16 protein-coding genes are annotated in these 15,833 nt (G+C 65.3%); 13 read left to right on the top strand and 3 right to left on the bottom strand.

What is annotated here, in order from left to right:
- The first annotated feature begins 22 nt into the window (after positions 1–22).
- The 3 genes from PV768_RS01310 to PV768_RS01300 all read left to right on the top strand — a co-directional run bounded on the left by PV768_RS01310 (position 23) and on the right by PV768_RS01300 (position 3,034).
- Entirely contained in the window at positions 23–1,024 is a 1,002-nt protein-coding gene (locus PV768_RS01310; RefSeq protein ID WP_421092031.1) for a nucleoside hydrolase, read from the top strand.
- A 72-nt stretch (positions 1,025–1,096) separates the two neighbouring features.
- Positions 1,097–2,368, top strand: a complete 1,272-nt coding sequence (locus tag PV768_RS01305; RefSeq protein WP_421092030.1) for a S8 family serine peptidase — start codon at positions 1,097–1,099, stop codon at positions 2,366–2,368.
- A gap of 36 nt (positions 2,369–2,404) precedes the next feature.
- Positions 2,405–3,034 (top strand): methyltransferase domain-containing protein, encoded by a 630-nt coding sequence (locus PV768_RS01300; protein WP_421092029.1) that lies wholly within the window; start codon positions 2,405–2,407, stop codon positions 3,032–3,034.
- Here the strand turns inward: PV768_RS01300 and PV768_RS01295 are convergent.
- The gene (locus PV768_RS01295) at positions 3,031–4,119 is read right to left on the bottom strand and encodes a LacI family DNA-binding transcriptional regulator (protein WP_421092028.1); all 1,089 of its coding nucleotides are present in this window, start codon (positions 4,117–4,119) and stop codon (positions 3,031–3,033) included. The genes PV768_RS01300 and PV768_RS01295 overlap by 4 nt on opposite strands.
- 209 nt (positions 4,120–4,328) lie before the next feature.
- On the opposite strand from PV768_RS01295, the gene PV768_RS01290 reads away from it, so the two are divergent.
- The 8 genes from PV768_RS01290 to PV768_RS01255 all read left to right on the top strand — a co-directional run bounded on the left by PV768_RS01290 (position 4,329) and on the right by PV768_RS01255 (position 10,884).
- Entirely contained in the window at positions 4,329–4,811 is a 483-nt protein-coding gene (locus PV768_RS01290) for a hypothetical protein (protein ID WP_421092027.1), read from the top strand.
- Between the two features lie 49 nt (positions 4,812–4,860).
- Positions 4,861–6,021, top strand: coding sequence for a substrate-binding domain-containing protein (locus tag PV768_RS01285; RefSeq protein WP_321215625.1), 1,161 nt, complete (start codon positions 4,861–4,863; stop codon positions 6,019–6,021).
- Positions 6,022–6,072: 51 nt separating this feature from the next.
- Entirely contained in the window at positions 6,073–6,570 is a 498-nt protein-coding gene (locus PV768_RS01280) for an ATP-binding cassette domain-containing protein (RefSeq protein WP_421092026.1), read from the top strand.
- A gap of 2 nt (positions 6,571–6,572) precedes the next feature.
- On the top strand, positions 6,573–7,580 hold the full coding sequence (locus PV768_RS01275; RefSeq protein ID WP_421092025.1) for a sugar ABC transporter ATP-binding protein: 1,008 nt from the start codon (positions 6,573–6,575) through the stop codon (positions 7,578–7,580).
- A 3-nt stretch (positions 7,581–7,583) separates the two neighbouring features.
- Positions 7,584–8,567, top strand: coding sequence for an ABC transporter permease (locus PV768_RS01270; protein WP_421092024.1), 984 nt, complete (start codon positions 7,584–7,586; stop codon positions 8,565–8,567).
- A gap of 46 nt (positions 8,568–8,613) precedes the next feature.
- Positions 8,614–9,429: a sugar phosphate isomerase/epimerase family protein gene (locus tag PV768_RS01265; RefSeq protein ID WP_421092023.1), complete on the top strand. Its 816-nt coding sequence runs from the start codon at positions 8,614–8,616 to the stop codon at positions 9,427–9,429.
- Positions 9,430–9,496: 67 nt separating this feature from the next.
- Complete coding sequence (locus PV768_RS01260) at positions 9,497–10,669, top strand: Gfo/Idh/MocA family protein (RefSeq protein WP_157238828.1); 1,173 nt, start codon at positions 9,497–9,499, stop codon at positions 10,667–10,669.
- Entirely contained in the window at positions 10,666–10,884 is a 219-nt protein-coding gene (locus PV768_RS01255) for a hypothetical protein (RefSeq protein ID WP_421092022.1), read from the top strand. Before PV768_RS01260 ends, PV768_RS01255 begins: the two co-directional genes overlap by 4 nt.
- A gap of 41 nt (positions 10,885–10,925) precedes the next feature.
- Here PV768_RS01255 and PV768_RS01250 read toward each other — a convergent pair whose 3' ends face one another.
- The gene (locus PV768_RS01250) at positions 10,926–11,708 is read right to left on the bottom strand and encodes a GntR family transcriptional regulator (RefSeq protein WP_104997112.1); all 783 of its coding nucleotides are present in this window, start codon (positions 11,706–11,708) and stop codon (positions 10,926–10,928) included.
- A gap of 234 nt (positions 11,709–11,942) precedes the next feature.
- Here PV768_RS01250 and PV768_RS01245 point away from each other — a divergent pair, with 234 nt between their 5' ends.
- Both PV768_RS01245 and PV768_RS01240 read left to right on the top strand, forming a co-directional pair.
- Entirely contained in the window at positions 11,943–14,099 is a 2,157-nt protein-coding gene (locus tag PV768_RS01245; RefSeq protein WP_421092021.1) for a putative bifunctional diguanylate cyclase/phosphodiesterase, read from the top strand.
- A gap of 394 nt (positions 14,100–14,493) precedes the next feature.
- On the top strand, positions 14,494–15,510 hold the full coding sequence (locus PV768_RS01240) for a hypothetical protein (protein WP_421092020.1): 1,017 nt from the start codon (positions 14,494–14,496) through the stop codon (positions 15,508–15,510).
- A gap of 36 nt (positions 15,511–15,546) precedes the next feature.
- On the opposite strand, the gene PV768_RS01235 is transcribed toward PV768_RS01240, so the two are convergent.
- Positions 15,547–15,833 (bottom strand): FG-GAP repeat domain-containing protein (locus PV768_RS01235; protein ID WP_421092019.1); only part of this gene is annotated, 287 nt, incomplete at its 5' end.

Raw genomic sequence — 15,833 nt, 5'->3', positions numbered from 1 at the left:
ATCCCATTCGAAGGAATCTATTGTGACTGCCCCTATTTACCTGGACTGCGACACCGGCATCGACGACGCCCTCGCCCTGGCCTACCTCCTCGCCGCCCCCGCGGCCGAGGTTGTGGGCATCGGGTCCGTCAGCGGCAACGTCAGTGCCGCCGCCGGCGCCCGCAACACCCTTGACCTGCTGGCGCTCGCCGGCGCCGCGCACATCCCCGTGGCTCTGGGCGCCCATGATCCGCTGGTTGGCTCGTTCGCCGGAGGTGCGCCGTGGGTGCACGGGGAGAACGGGATCGGGGAGGTTTCCCTGGCGCCTTCCGGTGCCCCGCTGGCCGCGGAGTCCGCGGCGGAGATGCTGGTCCGGCTGGCGCGTTCCCATCCGGGCACGCTGCGCGTGCTGGCGATCGGCCCGCTGACCAACATCGCCGAGGCGCTGCGGCTGGAACCTGCGCTGCCGTCCCTGGTGGAGTCCGTGACGGTGATGGGCGGGGCCGCGCTGGCGCCGGGGAACATCACGCCCGTGGCCGAGGCGAACATCTGGCACGACCCCGAGGCCGCGGCTTTGGTGCTGGCCGTGGACTGGGACGTGACCCTGGTGCCGCTGGACGTGACCATGGCCTCGGTGCTGGAGGAGCCGCACCGGCAGGCGCTGCTGGCGTCCTCCGCTCCGGTGCCGCGGGCGCTGGGGGAGATGCTGGGCTACTACTTCCGGTTCTACGAGGGCATCTACGGCCGGCCCTGCTCCGCGATGCACGATCCTCTGGCGGCGGCGCTCGCCGTCGGGGCTGTCAAGCCTGCCCTGGCACCCGTGGTGCGGGCCGCCGTCGACACCTCCGACGGGCCGTCCCGCGGGCAGACCGTCTGCGACCTGCGCGGGCTGTACGCGGGCTACCCGCCGGTGACGGACGCGCGGTGCCGTGTGGTCCTCTCGCTGGAGGAGGACTTCGCGCCGCACCTGGTGGAGACGCTGCTCGCCTTCCCTTTCGGCGCAGGTGCTGAACGCACGACGGCGGCACTCGCCTCCGCCGGGTAGGACGCCTGGGCTGTCCGGAGACTTATTGGCCGGTATCTATCCAGCCAGCAATGCTTGCCGCAAGATAGGCACATGAAAAAGACTGTTGTCGCGGGATTCGCGGCGCTCATGATGGGGTTTGGCGCTCTCACCTTCGCGGTCCCGGGCAACGCAGCCGGCCAGCCGACGCACGTCACGGGGCAGATCCTCGTTAAATTCAGGGACAACGCTGCGGCGGCCGGCGTCCTGCACCAGCACGGCCTCAGCGGCGGTCCCGGGGTTGGCAGCACCGGGGCCCGCCTCATCAAGGTACCGGCCGGCAAGGAACTGCAGCTCATCGCAGCACTCAGCCGGAACCGGGCCGTCGAGTATGCCGAGGCCGACCAGCTGGCCACTGTTGCCACTGATAACTCCAACGTCGACTACGTCCCCCGCCAGTACGCTTTGCAGAACACGGGCCAGGGCTTTTGGAATACGCGTGAAACCACATTCGTAGCCGCGGGGAAACCCGACGCCGACGTGGACGCGGTCGAAGCGTGGGGCGGGGGCGAAACGATCGGTGCCGGCATCACGGTGGCTGTGCTCGATACGGGCGTGGCCAGTGACAACCCGGACATTGCAGTCAAGGTGGATGCGCGTAAAAACTTCAGTACCGCGGCAACCGGAGAAGACAAATACGGCCACGGCACCCACGTGGCGGGCATTATCGCTGCCACCAAGGACGCGGTTGGTGTCACGGGGGTGTGCCCTGGCTGCAGGATCCTGGACGGCAAGGTCCTGAACGACAGCGGCTCCGGTTCCACCTCAAGCATCGCCAACGGAATCGCCTGGGCCGTCAGCCAAAAAGCCCGAGTCATCAACATGAGCCTGGGCCAGCGCGTTTCATCACGGACCCTCGAAGCTGCGGTCAATGACGCCTGGAGGGCGGGTGCGGTGATCGTCGCGGCGGCCGGCAACGGCGGTACCCAGTCCAAGATCTACCCGGGTGCCTATCCAAACGTGATCGCCGTCGCGGCGACGGACAACAAGGACGCCAAGGCATCCTTCTCCACCTATGGCAAGTGGGTGGACGTCGCTGCGCCCGGTGTCAGTGTTTACTCGACCTTCCCCAACGGGGATTTCCAACTCGCTACCCAGAACGGCCGCGCCCATGGCTACGACATAGCCAGTGGCACGTCGATGGCCTCACCCGTCGTGGCCGGTGTGGCCGGGCTGGTGCGGGGCAAGTATGCCAGCGCCGACAATGTATCAGTCCGCGGCATTATCGAATCGACTGCTGATCCGATCGCCGGCACGGGTACCTACTGGTTGCATGGCCGCGTGAACGCCTACAAGGCCGTCGGCGGCACATCGTCCGGAGTTTAGGGGGGTCGGCCGGCGAGGCCTACAGGGGTGACCAATATGGCAGTCCATCACCCGGTCTTCGCACGGCTCTACCCGGTGGTGGGTAAGGCGATGGAGCGCGGCGGCATGGACCAGCGACGCCAGGAGTTGCTCAGCGTCCTCTCCGGCGAGGTGGTCGAGGTAGGCGCCGGCGACGGGCTTAACTTTCCGCACTACCCGCCCGCCGTCACCCGTGTCCTGGCCGTGGAGCCGGAACCGCACCTGCGGAGCCTCGCCCGCGAAGCGGCAAGCCACGCTCCGGTACCGGTCGAGGTTGTTGATGGTCTCGCGGAGAGGCTTCCCTGCACTGACGGCAGCGCCGATGCGGTGGTTGTGTCGCTCGTATTGTGCTCGGTGGCCGACCAGACGGCGGCGCTGCGGGAAATCCGCCGCGTACTCAAACCGGGCGGTCGGTTGCGTTTCCTCGAACATGTCCGGGCGGACACGCCCGGTCTCGTCCGGGTTCAACGCGTGCTCGATGCCACCCTCTGGCCCCGTGTGGCGGGGGGATGCCACACGGGCCGCGACACCGCTGCGGCCATTGAACGCGCCGGGTTTACCATCCAGAGCCTGGACCGGTACCTGTTTCCCGAGGCCCGCACGCCGGTCTCCTTCCACATCCTTGGCACCGCCATACGTGGCGACTAAGGCTGATGCGGCACATTTCGGCTGTGGGAGGCAGCGCGGATGGAGCTGTTACGCACAACAAGGGTCGGTGCGATTGGCGTACGGTCCACGTCCCGTCCTTCCATCGCACCAAGAAGCACTTCCATGCTCATAAGCGCCAGGGCGTTGAAGTCCTGGCGCACGGTGGTCAGGGGCGGCAGGAAGTAGTCCGATCCTTCAATATCGTCGAAGCCTACGATGCTGACATCTTCCGGGACGCGGACGCCGTTTTCGGCGAAGGCACGTATGACCCCCAGGGCGGTGTGGTCGCTGGCGGCGAAGATGGCCTGGGGGACCTTGTCTTCCCGGACGAGCCGGAGCCCGGTCTCGTAGGCCCACCGGGGGCTCCAGTCACCCTCCAGGCACAGCCCGGGCTTGAGCCCGGCGTCACGGAGCGCCGCCTCCCAGCCGCGCTTGCGCACCCGTCCGTCGAACCAGTCCATGGAGCCGGCGAGGTGGGCGATATCCGTGTGGCCCAGGTCGATAAGGTGCTGGGTGGCCAGCCGCGCCCCGAGTTCCTGGTTTTCCGAATAGGTGAAGACGTTCGGCGTTGATGATGCTCCGGCAGCGATCATCTCCACCGGCACCCGGAACGACGCATTCCAGACGGCCGCTGCCATCTCCACCAGAGGCGCAATGACAATGATTCCCCCCACGCCGGTATCGTCCAGCGTGTCCAGGGCTGCCTGCACGGACTCTTCGTCGGGTTGTTCGACACTGATGACGGTTGTGGCGTAGCCCTTCTTGCGGGCGACGTTCTCAAGGGCCATGAGCGTCCCCACCGGGCCGAACCGCGGAGAGCCGTCCGAGAGGATGCCGATGGAAGTGGACCGGCTGGTGACCAGCGCGGTGGCTGCCCGGTTCCGGCGGTACCCGATGTCCTTGATGACCTGCAGAACCCGCTGGCGCGTAGCCGCGCTCACGTCCGGCGCGTCATTGAGTACCCGCGAGACTGTTCCGAAAGAGACTCCGGCGGCCTGGGCCACATCGTTGATTGTGGGCTTCCGGCGCAGGGGGGCATCCGGTAGCTTCTCGTTCGCCTCGCGGGGAACCGCCGTGCCTGCCACGTTCTCTCCTGTCTTGCACCTCCCGGACCGAACCAATGGGTTCCGTGCGTTTTCAATCTTATGTCCGTCCCGACTCTCCGCAGGCCGGCACCTTTCTGCATGTGATGGTTGACACCCCTCTCCGTAAACGTTTACGATGATTCCGTAAACGTTCACGGTGAGTTCGTAAACGCTTACGGAGATGGCACATTCAATGAGGAAGGAGCGGGATGGCTGACAGCATCGTCCACGCACTCGCGCTCGATCCCCGCACTGGGCTTCGAAATGTCGACCCCGCCCAGTGGGCAAATTTGGAAGTGCTCCTGGGGGATACAGCGCCTAACGATCTCGCAGCCGCTGTCCGCACCTTCGTCTCCGCCGGTTCCTCGGCCGTCGTCGGAATCTTCGATGGCAACCTCCTCTGGGCCAGCCTGGTGGTCTCCGTCGACAACTCGGGTACGCCCGCGTCGGTGTCCACCATTGACGGTCCGCTGGCCGAAAACGGCGGGGAAATGGCAAAAGCCGCGGGCGAGGCGGTGCGGTGGGTCGAGGCCCATCACGGGCCTTGTTCCCTGGGTCTCTTCGTCGACAAAGAGCATGCAAAGGCGCTCCTGAAAGCTTCAGACAAGGCCGCCGCCCTTCGCACGGCCTCGGCCGCCGGCGGGCTCGTCCTCTCCCCGGTTCCCCCTGCCCTGGCCGTAGCACTCGCCTGATCCACCCCAGGCATCCACCCCATCCATCCACTCAAAGCACTGGAGAACAATGATGATCCGCAGGCTTCCCATCGTGGCCCTGGCCGCAGCCCTGTCACTTTCCGTCGCTTCCTGCAGCGGTTCAACAACGGCCACATCAAACGCCCCCGACGCCGGCGTGTCCGAAAAGGCCCAGCAGGCCCTCGACAAGATCAAGGGGCAGGTCCTGAGCAAGGGCCCCAACGGCGAGGCGCCCTCGCCCGCGTCCGTCGCGGATCTGACTCCCGAGGAGATCGGGAAGGTCAAGGGACTCAACGCCAAAGCGGCAATAGTGATGCACTATGGCGGCAATGACTGGGCCACGGCCCAGGTCAACGGTCTCAAGAGCGAATTCGAAAAGCTCGGCATCAAGGTCATCGCCACAACCGATGCGAACTTCAAGCCGGACAAGCAGGTCTCGGACATTGAAACGGTCATGACCCAGGACCCGGACATCATCGTTTCCATCCCCACGGACCCTGTGGCCACCGCCTCCGCGTACAAGAAAGCCGCCGACGCCGGTACAAAGCTGGTCTTCATGGACAACGTCCCGCAGGGACTGACCGCCGGCAAGGACTACGTCTCTGTTGTTTCCGCGGACAACTACGGCAACGGCGTCGTCTCCGCCCACCAGATGGCCAAAGCGCTCGGTGGCAAGGGCAAGATCGGGCTCGTCTTCCACCAGGCCGACTTCTTCGTGACCAAGCAGCGCTACGACGGATTCAAGGAAACGATCACGAAGGAATACCCGGAGATCCAGATCGTCGAGGAAAAGGGCATCGCCGGTCCGGACTTCGCCGGGGACGCCCAGGCTGCCGCGAACGCCATGCTGAGCAAGTACCCTGACCTCGCCGGCATCTGGGCGGTGTGGGACGTCCCGGCAGAGGGTGTCATGGCTGCAGCCCGTGCCGCAGGCCGTCCGGACCTGAAGATCGCCACGGAGGACCTCGGCAAGAATGTCGCCATCGCCTTGGCCAAGGACGAACTCGTCGTAGGCCTGGGAGCGCAGGTTCCGTTCGACCAGGGTGTCACGGAAGCCCGGCTGGCCGCAGGTGCGCTCATCGGCAAGCAAGCGCCCGCCTATGTGGCGCTGAGCGCCCTCCCGGTTGACCACTCCAACGTCCTGGAAGCCTGGCAGCAGGTCTACCACGAGGACGCTCCGAAGGATATCCAGGACTCCTACAAGCAGTAGCCAGACCCGACGGCGCGGGGTTCCACCCCGCGCCGCGCCGAAAGGGCAATAATGAACACCGCAGACAATGTCGTCGAAATGCGCTCGATCTCCAAGGGCTTCAACGGCGTTTCCGTGCTGAAGGACGTCGGCTTCGACGTCCGAAAGGGTGAGGTCCACGCACTCGCAGGCGGCAACGGCGCCGGGAAGTCCACGCTCATGAAGATCCTTCAGGGCGTGTACCAGGCAGACGCAGGCGAGATCCTCATAGCCGGGGAGCCAGCCGCGATTAACTCGATCCAGGACGCGAAGGCTGCCGGGATCGGGATGGTCTTCCAGGAATTCAGCCTCGTACCTAGCCTGACCGTTGCCCAGAACATCTTCCTGGCTGCCGAACCGCTCGGCAGGGGCGGGCTCATTGACGACCGCACCGCGGTGAAACGGGCCAGGGAGGTCTTCGCTGAGATGGAGGTCGACGTCGACCCCCGCGCGGAGGTTTCCCGGCTCGGGACTGCCTACTGGCAGCTGACCGAGATTGCCAAGGCCCTCGCCCAAAACGCCAAGTGCTGATCATGGACGAACCCACTGCCAGCCTGGCCCGGCACGAGTCCGAAGCGCTCTTCGAACTGATTGACCGCCTCAAGCAGCGCGGCATCTCGATCATCTACATCTCGCACCGAATGGACGAGGTGTACAGGCTCGCTGACCGGATCACCATCCTCCGCGACGGCCGCCACCTCCTTACCGCGCCGCTGACCGACGTCACTCCCGAACAGATCGTGGAAGGCATCGTGGGCAAGAAGATCGAGGGCCAGCTTTCCTATCGTGCGCGGGACCATGCGGTGCACGACGGCGCGCCCTTGCTTGAGGTGCGGGGGCTTAATGCCGGGCACCGGGTGCGGGACGTTTCCTTTACGCTCCGGCCCGGCGAGATCCTCGGACTGGCAGGGCTGATGGGAAGCGGACGCACCGAGCTCGCCCGTGCCCTCTTCGGCATTGACAAGGTGGACAGCGGGGAAGTCCTCCTGCGGGGCAAAAAGGTCACCCTTGCCACGCCCCAGCAGGCCATCAATGCCGGGATCGCCCTCATTCCGGAGGACCGCAGGGCACAAGGCCTTGTGCTGGAGCATTCCGTCCAGGACAACCTGCTGCTGCCGCTGCTCGGACAGATCCAGCGGGGGCCCCTCCTGGACGGCGCCAAGGGCAAGGAATTGTCCTCGTCACTGATCAAGAGGTTCGCAGTCAAGGTGGCCCACCCCAACCGCCCGGTCCGGCTCCTCTCGGGTGGCAACCAGCAGAAGGTGGTCATCGCCAAGTGGCTGGGCACCGATCCGGACATCCTGATCCTGGACGAGCCCACGGCCGGCGTGGACATCGGCACCAAAAGCGAAATTTTGGACATGATCCGTGAGCTGGCGAGTGCCGGCAAAGCCGTCATCGTCATCTCCTCCGAGTACCCCGAACTACTCGCGGTCAGCGACCGCGTCCTCGTCCTCAAGGACGGCTCCATCATCCGCGACATTCCCCGCAGCGAGATCGCTGACGAGGAGTATCTCCAACTTGCAGTCCAGGGAGTCTGAACAGTGAGCAAGGCAAACACCATCGCGCCCCGGGACACCGCGGCCCGCAATTTCGGCACCGTCCTGAAAGAACTCGACTGGCGGCGCTACGTCATCTACATCGGCTTCGTCGTCGTCTTCCTTTTCTTCGCCATTCTGCTGCGCGACCAGGGCTTCCTGTCGCCGAACAACCTGCTGAACATCTTCCGGCAGACCGCCACTATCACCGTCATCGCCGTGGGCATGACCTACGTGATCGCATGCGCCGAGATCGACCTGAGCGTCGGATCTGTGGCCGGCCTCTCCAGTGTCTGCACCGCTATGGCACTGTCCCAGTGGGGACTGGTTCCCGGCATCCTCGCGGGCCTCGCCGTCGGGCTCGTGGTCGGATCGGTCAACGGTGCGCTTGTCAGCCTCCTCGGCATACCGTCCTTCCTGGTGACGCTCGGCATGCTGGGGATAGCGGTCGGCGTCGCCCAGTGGATCACCGCGTCGGCGCCGCAGCCCATCCTGAACGACACGTTCAACATGCTGTTTGGATCCGGCAACTTCGGTCCAATTCCGGGCTTGGTGGTCTGGAGCGCCATCTTCGTGGCCATCGGCGCCGTCGTGCTGAACCGCACCAGGTTCGGCCGCCAGGTCCTGGCTACAGGAGGCAACCGCAACGCTGCAGAGTTCACCGGCATCAACACCAAGCGCATCAAGTTCCAGGTGCTCCTTATCTCGGCCGTGGCGGCAAGCGTCGCTGGCATGCTCTACGCCGGCCGCCTCCAGTCCGGACGGTTCCAGTGGGGATCAGGAGACGAACTCTCTGCCATCGCTGCCGTCATCCTGGGTGGAACCAGCCTCTTCGGCGGGTTCGGCTCCATCATCGGCACACTCTTCGGCGCCCTGCTGATCGGCCTGATCAACAACGGACTGATCCTCGCCGGGCTCGACAGCAGCCAGCAGCAGGTTGTCCGCGGCGCAATCATCATCCTGGCCGTCGCTATGGCCCGGAAGAAGTAGCACACATGACTCCCAATCCTTCTTCGGCTCCTGAAAGGCAGAAGCAATGAAACTTGGTTACTGTTCCATCACCTGGGGTGGCGTCGTGGGCCACGCCCAAGGCGTGACAAGCGTCAAGGACCTCTTTTACCTCACTCACGGATCTATGAAGGACGCCGTCCGGGACATCGCATCCGTCGGCTACGAGGGCGTTGAGATGTTCGACGGAAACCTCGCGGAATACGCGGAAAAGCCCGAGGAGCTCAAAGAAATCCTCGCCAGTTCCGGGGTATCCCTGGCAAGTGTGTACACGGGCGCCAACTTCATCTATGCCGACATCCTTCCGGACGAGTTGCACCGGATTCACCGGGCTGCCGAGCTGGCCGCAAACTTCGGTGCAGAACGCCTGGTGGTTGGAGGGGGAGCACGCCGCGCTGCCGGAACCACCGAAGAGGACTACCGCCGGCTCGGCAAGGCCCTCGACAGCGTCACGGACATCGCCGAAGGCTTCGGGCTCTCGGCGAGCTACCATCCGCACCTGACCACCATCGTGGAGAGCCCGGACGAGCTGGACAAGCTCATGCCGCTCACGCGGATCGGTTTCTGCCCCGACACCGCCCACCTTGCGGCCGGCGGCGCAGATCCGGCAGCTGTCATCCGGAAGTACCCCGACAGAATCCGGCATGTCCACCTTAAGGACCTCCGGCAAGACCCCTTCTCGTTCCTCCCCCTGGGCCAGGGGGAACTCGACTTCCCGGACATCCTCGCAGCAATCCGGGAAAGCGGATATGACAGCTGGCTCATGGTCGAACTCGACGGCTACGACGGGGATCCCCGGGAAGCCGCCGAGATCAGTAAGAAGTACCTCGAGAAACTCCTCTGACCCTCCTGACCACCAGGGAGAGCCACCGCAGGCGACTCCCGACTTTTCCGAAAGGAACACGATTCACATGCAGCACCTTAATGTCGGCCTCATCGGAGGCGGCTTCATGGGCAAAGCCCATTCCTTGGCTTACGCCGCCATGCCCATGTTCTTTTGGCCGGCTCCGGCCCTCCCGGTCCGCAAGGTCATCGCCGAGGCCAACCCCGAACTGGCTGCCGAAGCGGCCCGCCGCTTCGGCTTCGAGAACTCCACCTCGGACTGGCGCAGCATCATCGACGATCCGGACATCCACGTCGTAGACATTGCCACGCCAAACCACCTCCACGCCGAAATTGCGATCGCCGCGGCCGAAGCAGGCAAGCACATCATCTGCGAGAAGCCGCTGGCGCGTACAGGCGAAGAATCAAAAGCCATGTACGACGCGGTGAAGAACACCGACATCGTCCACATGGTCGCCTTCAACTACCGGCGCACTCCCGCCGTCGCGCTGGCCAAGAAATACATTGAGGAAGGCTCCATCGGCCGCATCCTCAGCTTCCGGGGTACCTACCTGCAGGACTGGAGTGCGGACCCCAATTCCCCGTTGTCCTGGCGTTTCCAGAAGTCGATCGCGGGGTCCGGCGCCCTTGGTGACATCGCCACCCACGTCATTGACATGGCCCGGTACCTTGTGGGGGAGTTCAGCGCCGTCAATTCCCTCCTGTCCACCTGGATTCCTGAGCGGCCGCTCCAAGCGGGCGGTGCCGACGCACTCGGAACGGTACGGGGCGGCGAAGGCCCGCGCGGCGAAGTTGACGTGGACGATGAGGTGATGACGATGATCCGCTTCGCCAACGGCGCCGTGGGGTCCCTTGAGGCGACACGCAATGCGTATGGACGGAACAACTACATCACCTTCGAAATCCACGGAACCGAAGGAAGCATCGTCTTCAACTACGAACGACGCGATGAACTCCAGGTCTGCTTCGCCTCCGATCAAGGGGACCGCCGCGGATTCCGCACCGTTTACACCGGCCCGGCCCATCCCTACGGAGAGGGTCTCTGGCCCATTCCGGCCCTTGGCATCGGCTACGGGGAAACGAAGATCATCGAAGCCTACGATTTCTTCAAAGCCATTGCGGAAGGCGGAAGCGTGAGCCCCAATTTCGCAGACGGCTACCAGACAGCCCTCATTGACGACGCGATTGTCGAATCCGCTGCAAAAGAGGCCTGGGTGGAGGTTCCGCTAATCACGGCTTGACGCAAGGTGGCGCCGCCGTCGTCCTCTATCTCAAGGGGCGCGGCGGCCCCCCAGGCGCCGTTCCTGCGATCGTCGATGAAATCAAGGCCGCCGCCGATTACTACGGTTTCGATAACGCGGGCCAGGTCGTCAGCAGATTCTCCCAGGTCCATGCCGGCACGCACGTCCCCGGTTGCGAGGACGCCATTGGCGAAAGTCTGGTAGCCGGGCCATAAGGGGGGCCTGCATGCTGGCACAGCCTTGAGTGACGCGTCAGTCAGGACTGGAACTGCTGCATCACCGACAGGTGGCCGGCCCGGGCCGAGACCAGGCACTTGGCCAGATAGAAGGGCCGGTTGCCGTTCCGCACGTACTGCGTCAGGACCAGCACCGGGTCCGACGGGCGCAGGTCCAGCAGCTTCGCCCGGCTGGGTCCCACCTGGCTGAGGCTTATCTGGCACTCGCCCGGCCCGGCCAGCCGGCCCAGCTGGTTGTTGAGCGCGGCAAGCAAGGTGGCGCCGCCGTCGTCCTCTATCTCAAGGGGCGCGGCGGCGCCCTTGCCGACGCTGACCGGCTGGGCGGTGACGTTTTCCTGCAGGTGGGCGATCGCCTCGCCGTCGCGGATCAGGACCGATTCCCAGAGCCAGCAGTCGGTGCCGGGCTCGACGCCGATGCCGGGGGCGACGAATTCTGAGGCGGCCTGCCGGACCACCTGGGTGCGCTTGACCTCCACCTGCTGCCCGGGGCTGCCGAGGACGTCCTCGAACGGCTGGATGCGCTCGATGCCGATGCGGGGGAGCGTGTCCGAGACGAAACGCCCGACGCCGCGCCGCGCCCTGATGAGACCGTCCTCCTCGAGCAGCATGAGGGCCTCGCGGACCACGGTGCGGCTGACCTTCATGTCCGTGCCGAGTTCGGTTTCGGTGGGGATCATGGACCCGGGCGTGAGCAGGCCGTTGCGGATGGCTGCGGCGATCCGTGAGTACACCGCGACGCGCAGGGGGGCGCCGGGCTGGGCGGCCACCGGCTGGGACAGGAACCGGGCGGCGTCCTGGTGCACGATCTGCCTCGCTTGTCTGGGGTGGATCCGGAGTCGGTACGGGGGATTCCAGCCTAGTGCAACGTCGGACGCGTGTGTTGGACAAGCGCGGTGCTGCTGCCTGTGCGGGCAGGGCGTTAATTCTGTGCAACCACGCCCTTGCCGAGCGCCATGGTTGACGAAAAGCTGCCACCCATCCAGTAACAAGTGATCCACGGAACCGAATACGCACGTGTTCCGTCTAGGCGCAGGGGGATGCGGGTGGACTGGTGGTGGCTCTCGTCGGCGGCCAATACGGTGGTGGCTGTCTCTTACCTGGCGATTTCGGTGGCGATCATTGTGCCCTTGGCCCGGTCCGGGCAGGTGCGCCGGAACCGGCTGGGGACTGCTACGGCAGCAATCTTCTTTACCTGCTCCGTCGGGCACGGCCTCCACGCTGTCCATCCGCTGCTGCCTTTCCTTGGGCTGGGCATCCTCGAGGGCCACGCCTCCAGGGAGGGCATCTCCTGGCATGACGCGTTGTGGGAGGTGACAACGGCGGGAGTGGGCGTCTACTACTGGACGCTGCGCCGGGCGTACGCATCCATGCTGGCGGGACCGGCGATTTTCGAAGACCTGATCGAGCGGCAGCGCCTGGCGGAACTTGAGGCCGAAGCGGAGCTGAATGCTGTGCGCCGGCAGGGCGCCGCAGAGCTTGAACTCAGTGAGAAACGATTCCGGCTTGCCTTTGAGCACGCCCCGATCGGCATCGCCCTCCTCAGCCTGGACCCCGGAGAGGCAGGCAAGGTGCTGCGGGCCAACTCCGCCTTTTACGCCCTCCTGGGGCGCACGCCCTCGGACGTGGAGTCCGGCAGTGTCCTGGATTTCATTGTGCCGGAGGACCGGTCTGCGGCCCGGCACCGGCTGGCACAGATGCTGCGCGGAGAAGTCACTGAGTACACCGCTTCCCGGCGTTTCCTCCACGCCGGCGGAGACATCGTCTGGACGTCGATGACAAGCGCGGTGGTGGCCGATGACCGTGGCGTGCCCCTGTACCTTGTTGCCCAGTTCGAGGACATCACGGGCCGCCGCGAAGCTGAACAGCTGCTCACCCGGCAGGCAATGCATGACGGCCTGACGGGCCTGCCCAACCGGGTGCTGCTGATGGACAGGATCAGCCATGCCCTTTCGCGGACCCAGGACCGCAGCACGCATGTGGCCGTGTTCTTCGTGGACGTGGACGGCTTCAAGGCCGTCAACGACACGTTGGGACATGCCGCCGGCGATCTCCTCCTCATCGAAGTAGGCCGGCGGCTGCGCTCCATGGGGCGCAGGGACGATACCGTGGCCCGCCTGGCAGGAGACGAATTCGTGGTGCTCTGCGAAGGCGTCCAAGACCGGGCCGCAGCTGAAGCCACGGCCCGCCGCCTGCTGGACGGGCTGGAGCGGCCGTACGAAATCGACCGCGACGTCTTCCGGACCAGCGCCAGCATCGGCATCGCGCTATCCGGCCGGGACAGCACCGCGGCCGACCTGCTGCAAAACGCCGACATCGCCATGTACCGGGCCAAGGGAGCAGGCCGGGGCCGGTACGTGTTCTACGACAGGAACCTGCGCGCCATCCGTGACAACCGGCTGCGCACCGAGAAGGAACTGCGGCAGGGAATTGAAAACGGCGAACTGCGCGTTCTTTTCCAGCCCGTCATTGGTCTGGCCGATGGAGGCCTTGCCTCCGTGGAGGCGCTCGTGCGCTGGGACCATCCGGACCGGGGCCTGCTCGCGCCGGCCGAGTTCCTGGACGTGGCGGAAACAACCGGGCTGATCGTTCCTTTGGGGCGCTGGATGATCCCCGAAGCCTGCCGCCAGGTGGCGGCATGGCAGCGCAAAGATCCCGGACGCGCTCCGCAGCACGTATCTGTCAATGTCAGCGCCGTTGAACTCAGCAGCCCCGGCATGGTGAACGTCGTGGCGCGTGCCCTTCGCGATGCCGGGCTTCCGCCCGGCGCCCTGTGCGTTGAGATCACTGAGTCCGCCCTGCTGGACAGCAACAGCAGCAACATCTCCACCGTCTGGCAGCTGCGGGCCATGGGCATCCGGATCGCGCTGGATGACTTCGGCACGGGCTATTCCTCGCTGACCAACCTGAAGCGGTTCCCGGTGGATGTGGTCAAGATCGACAGGTCCTTCGTGGCCGGACTTGGCACCGACGCCGAGGACACCGCCATCGTCGGCGCCGTCGTCGGGCTGGCCCACGCTCTCGGGCTGGCCACCACGGCCGAAGGCGTCGAAACTGCCGCCCAGCGCGATCACCTGCGGCGCCTCGGATGCACCCACGCCCAGGGGTATCTCTACTCCCGGCCGGATACCATCTCCGGGCTCACCGGACTCGCTTCCCGGCTCACGGCCATGGAGTCCGCAGAGCCGCTGCACTAAACCTGCCCGTCCAGGTCATTTTCGAACTCGTGCGGACCCGCGTGCTGGCAGCTCGACTGCGAGCTGTGCGTGCGCGTCCCGGGTGTTTGTGGTGTAGTACCCCTCATCGATGACGCTTGTTGCGCCGCGGTACTCATACGATGAACCGTTGGGGTAGCTGTATTCGACGTGTTCCACCTGGGCGGGGGCAGTGGTAAAACCTAACGTTGGAATAACCCTTCCGTCAACGGGTTGGCCGTTGCTCCGCTACAAACGCCGTGCGCTGAGATTTTCCATGGCAGTGCGCACCCTTGACAGCCGGTCCAGCACTTAGGAATATCAACATTGCCGGCGGTTCCCGGCGACTTCCTGGGGACGCTGACCTCCGGCTCGGCCTCTCCAAGGGGGTTATCGGATGCAGTCAGCACGCCGTCGTCGCAGACCCTTTCGCAGTGCGGCTGCGATTGCCGCGGCCGTCCTGATGGTGTCCACGGCGGGCTGCGCCGGCCCTCCGGAACCCCCGGGGCCTCCCAACGGGTTTGCGCCCCCTGCACCTGATGTCCGGATCGCTGCCGTCGGCGACATGAACGACGCAGGGAACACTGACCCTGACAGCCCGTCCGGCCGGAACGCTGCTGCGATAAGCCGACTCGTGCAGGACGACCAGATCGACGCGTTCCTGGGTCTGGGTGACTTCCAATACGACACCGCCTATTGCGACGACTACGTGAACTATTGGGCGACCCTGTGGAGTGGCACGATGCCCAAGCTTTACTGGGTTTCGGCCCCCAACCATGACTGGGAACCCGGCCGCAATGAGGACCTCGACAACTTCATGAACGGCCAGTGCCCGGGGTCTCCGGAGAAGGCTGCGGTCAACGGGGAGCGTGGGCGCATCGAGAACGGGGAGGCGTACTCGAAGGACTTTGGGAACTGGCACTTCGCGTTCCTGTCCTCAGCGCACTGGCGGTACAACCCGGCACAGGCCCGGGCGATGACAAGATGGCTGGACAAGGATCTCGCCGCTGCGAAGGCGGCCGGGAAACACCTGGCGGTGGTGCACCACGAGCCCTACTTCACGTCGAACACATCCGAGCACAACCGGGCTGCTGACCACAAGCCGTGGATCGACGTGATGTGGAAGCACCGGGTGCGCCTGACACTGTCGGGGTCACAGCACAACTACGAGCGGTCATGCCCGGTGAACAACAGGGACGAATGCGTCGATGACGGGATGACGGCGTTCCAGGTTTCCACTGGCGGCATTGGACTCCGCCCCTTCACCAGCAGTCCGCGGTATATCGAGAACCGGTTCAGCGACACCCACGGGTTCCTTCGGCTGACACTGCGCCATGACGGTTCCTTCGACTGGAACTTCATTGCAACACGAGGGCCGGGCACGGACTCAGGGACGCGTTCCGCACCCAAATAAGGGCCACCGTGTGCGCCGGTTCATCAAGCCCGCTGGCTAGCTGATGGCGGTCATGACGTTCCAGCCGGGCCCCACGTTGATGCGCCAGCCGAAGACGCCGTTGCCGGTGCCGGGGTAGGTCCAGAGGGTGCCGTCGCTGTCGCGGGCGGTGAGGTCGGGTTTGCCGTCGCCGGTGAGGTCGCCGGCGGCGCTGATGGCGGTCATGACGTTCCAGCCGGGGCCGACGTTGATGCGCCAGCCGAAGAGGCCGTTGCCGGTGCCGGGGTAGGTCCAGAGGGTGCCGTCGCTGTCGCGGGCGGTGAGGTCGGGTTTGCCGTCGCCGG

It is taken from the genome of Pseudarthrobacter sp. CC4, from assembly GCF_048957775.1.
GTDB lineage: Bacteria > Actinomycetota > Actinomycetes > Actinomycetales > Micrococcaceae > Arthrobacter.
This window is presented reverse-complemented; position numbering and strand designations above follow the sequence as displayed.

Excerpts from the sequence above, each read along its gene's own strand:
- PV768_RS01280 (WP_421092026.1), top strand. The coding sequence starts at position 6,073 with ATGAACACCGCAGACAATGTCGTCGAAATGCGCTCGATCTCCAAGGGC.
- PV768_RS01265 (WP_421092023.1), top strand. The coding sequence starts at position 8,614 with ATGAAACTTGGTTACTGTTCCATCACCTGGGGTGGCGTCGTGGGCCAC.
- PV768_RS01275 (WP_421092025.1), top strand. The coding sequence starts at position 6,573 with ATGGACGAACCCACTGCCAGCCTGGCCCGGCACGAGTCCGAAGCGCTC.
- PV768_RS01260 (WP_157238828.1), top strand. The coding sequence starts at position 9,497 with ATGCAGCACCTTAATGTCGGCCTCATCGGAGGCGGCTTCATGGGCAAA.
- PV768_RS01240 (WP_421092020.1), top strand. The coding sequence starts at position 14,494 with ATGCAGTCAGCACGCCGTCGTCGCAGACCCTTTCGCAGTGCGGCTGCG.
- PV768_RS01305 (WP_421092030.1), top strand. The coding sequence starts at position 1,097 with ATGAAAAAGACTGTTGTCGCGGGATTCGCGGCGCTCATGATGGGGTTT.
- PV768_RS01300 (WP_421092029.1), top strand. The coding sequence starts at position 2,405 with ATGGCAGTCCATCACCCGGTCTTCGCACGGCTCTACCCGGTGGTGGGT.
- PV768_RS01290 (WP_421092027.1), top strand. The coding sequence starts at position 4,329 with ATGGCTGACAGCATCGTCCACGCACTCGCGCTCGATCCCCGCACTGGG.
- PV768_RS01285 (WP_321215625.1), top strand. The coding sequence starts at position 4,861 with ATGATGATCCGCAGGCTTCCCATCGTGGCCCTGGCCGCAGCCCTGTCA.
- PV768_RS01245 (WP_421092021.1), top strand. The coding sequence starts at position 11,943 with ATGCGGGTGGACTGGTGGTGGCTCTCGTCGGCGGCCAATACGGTGGTG.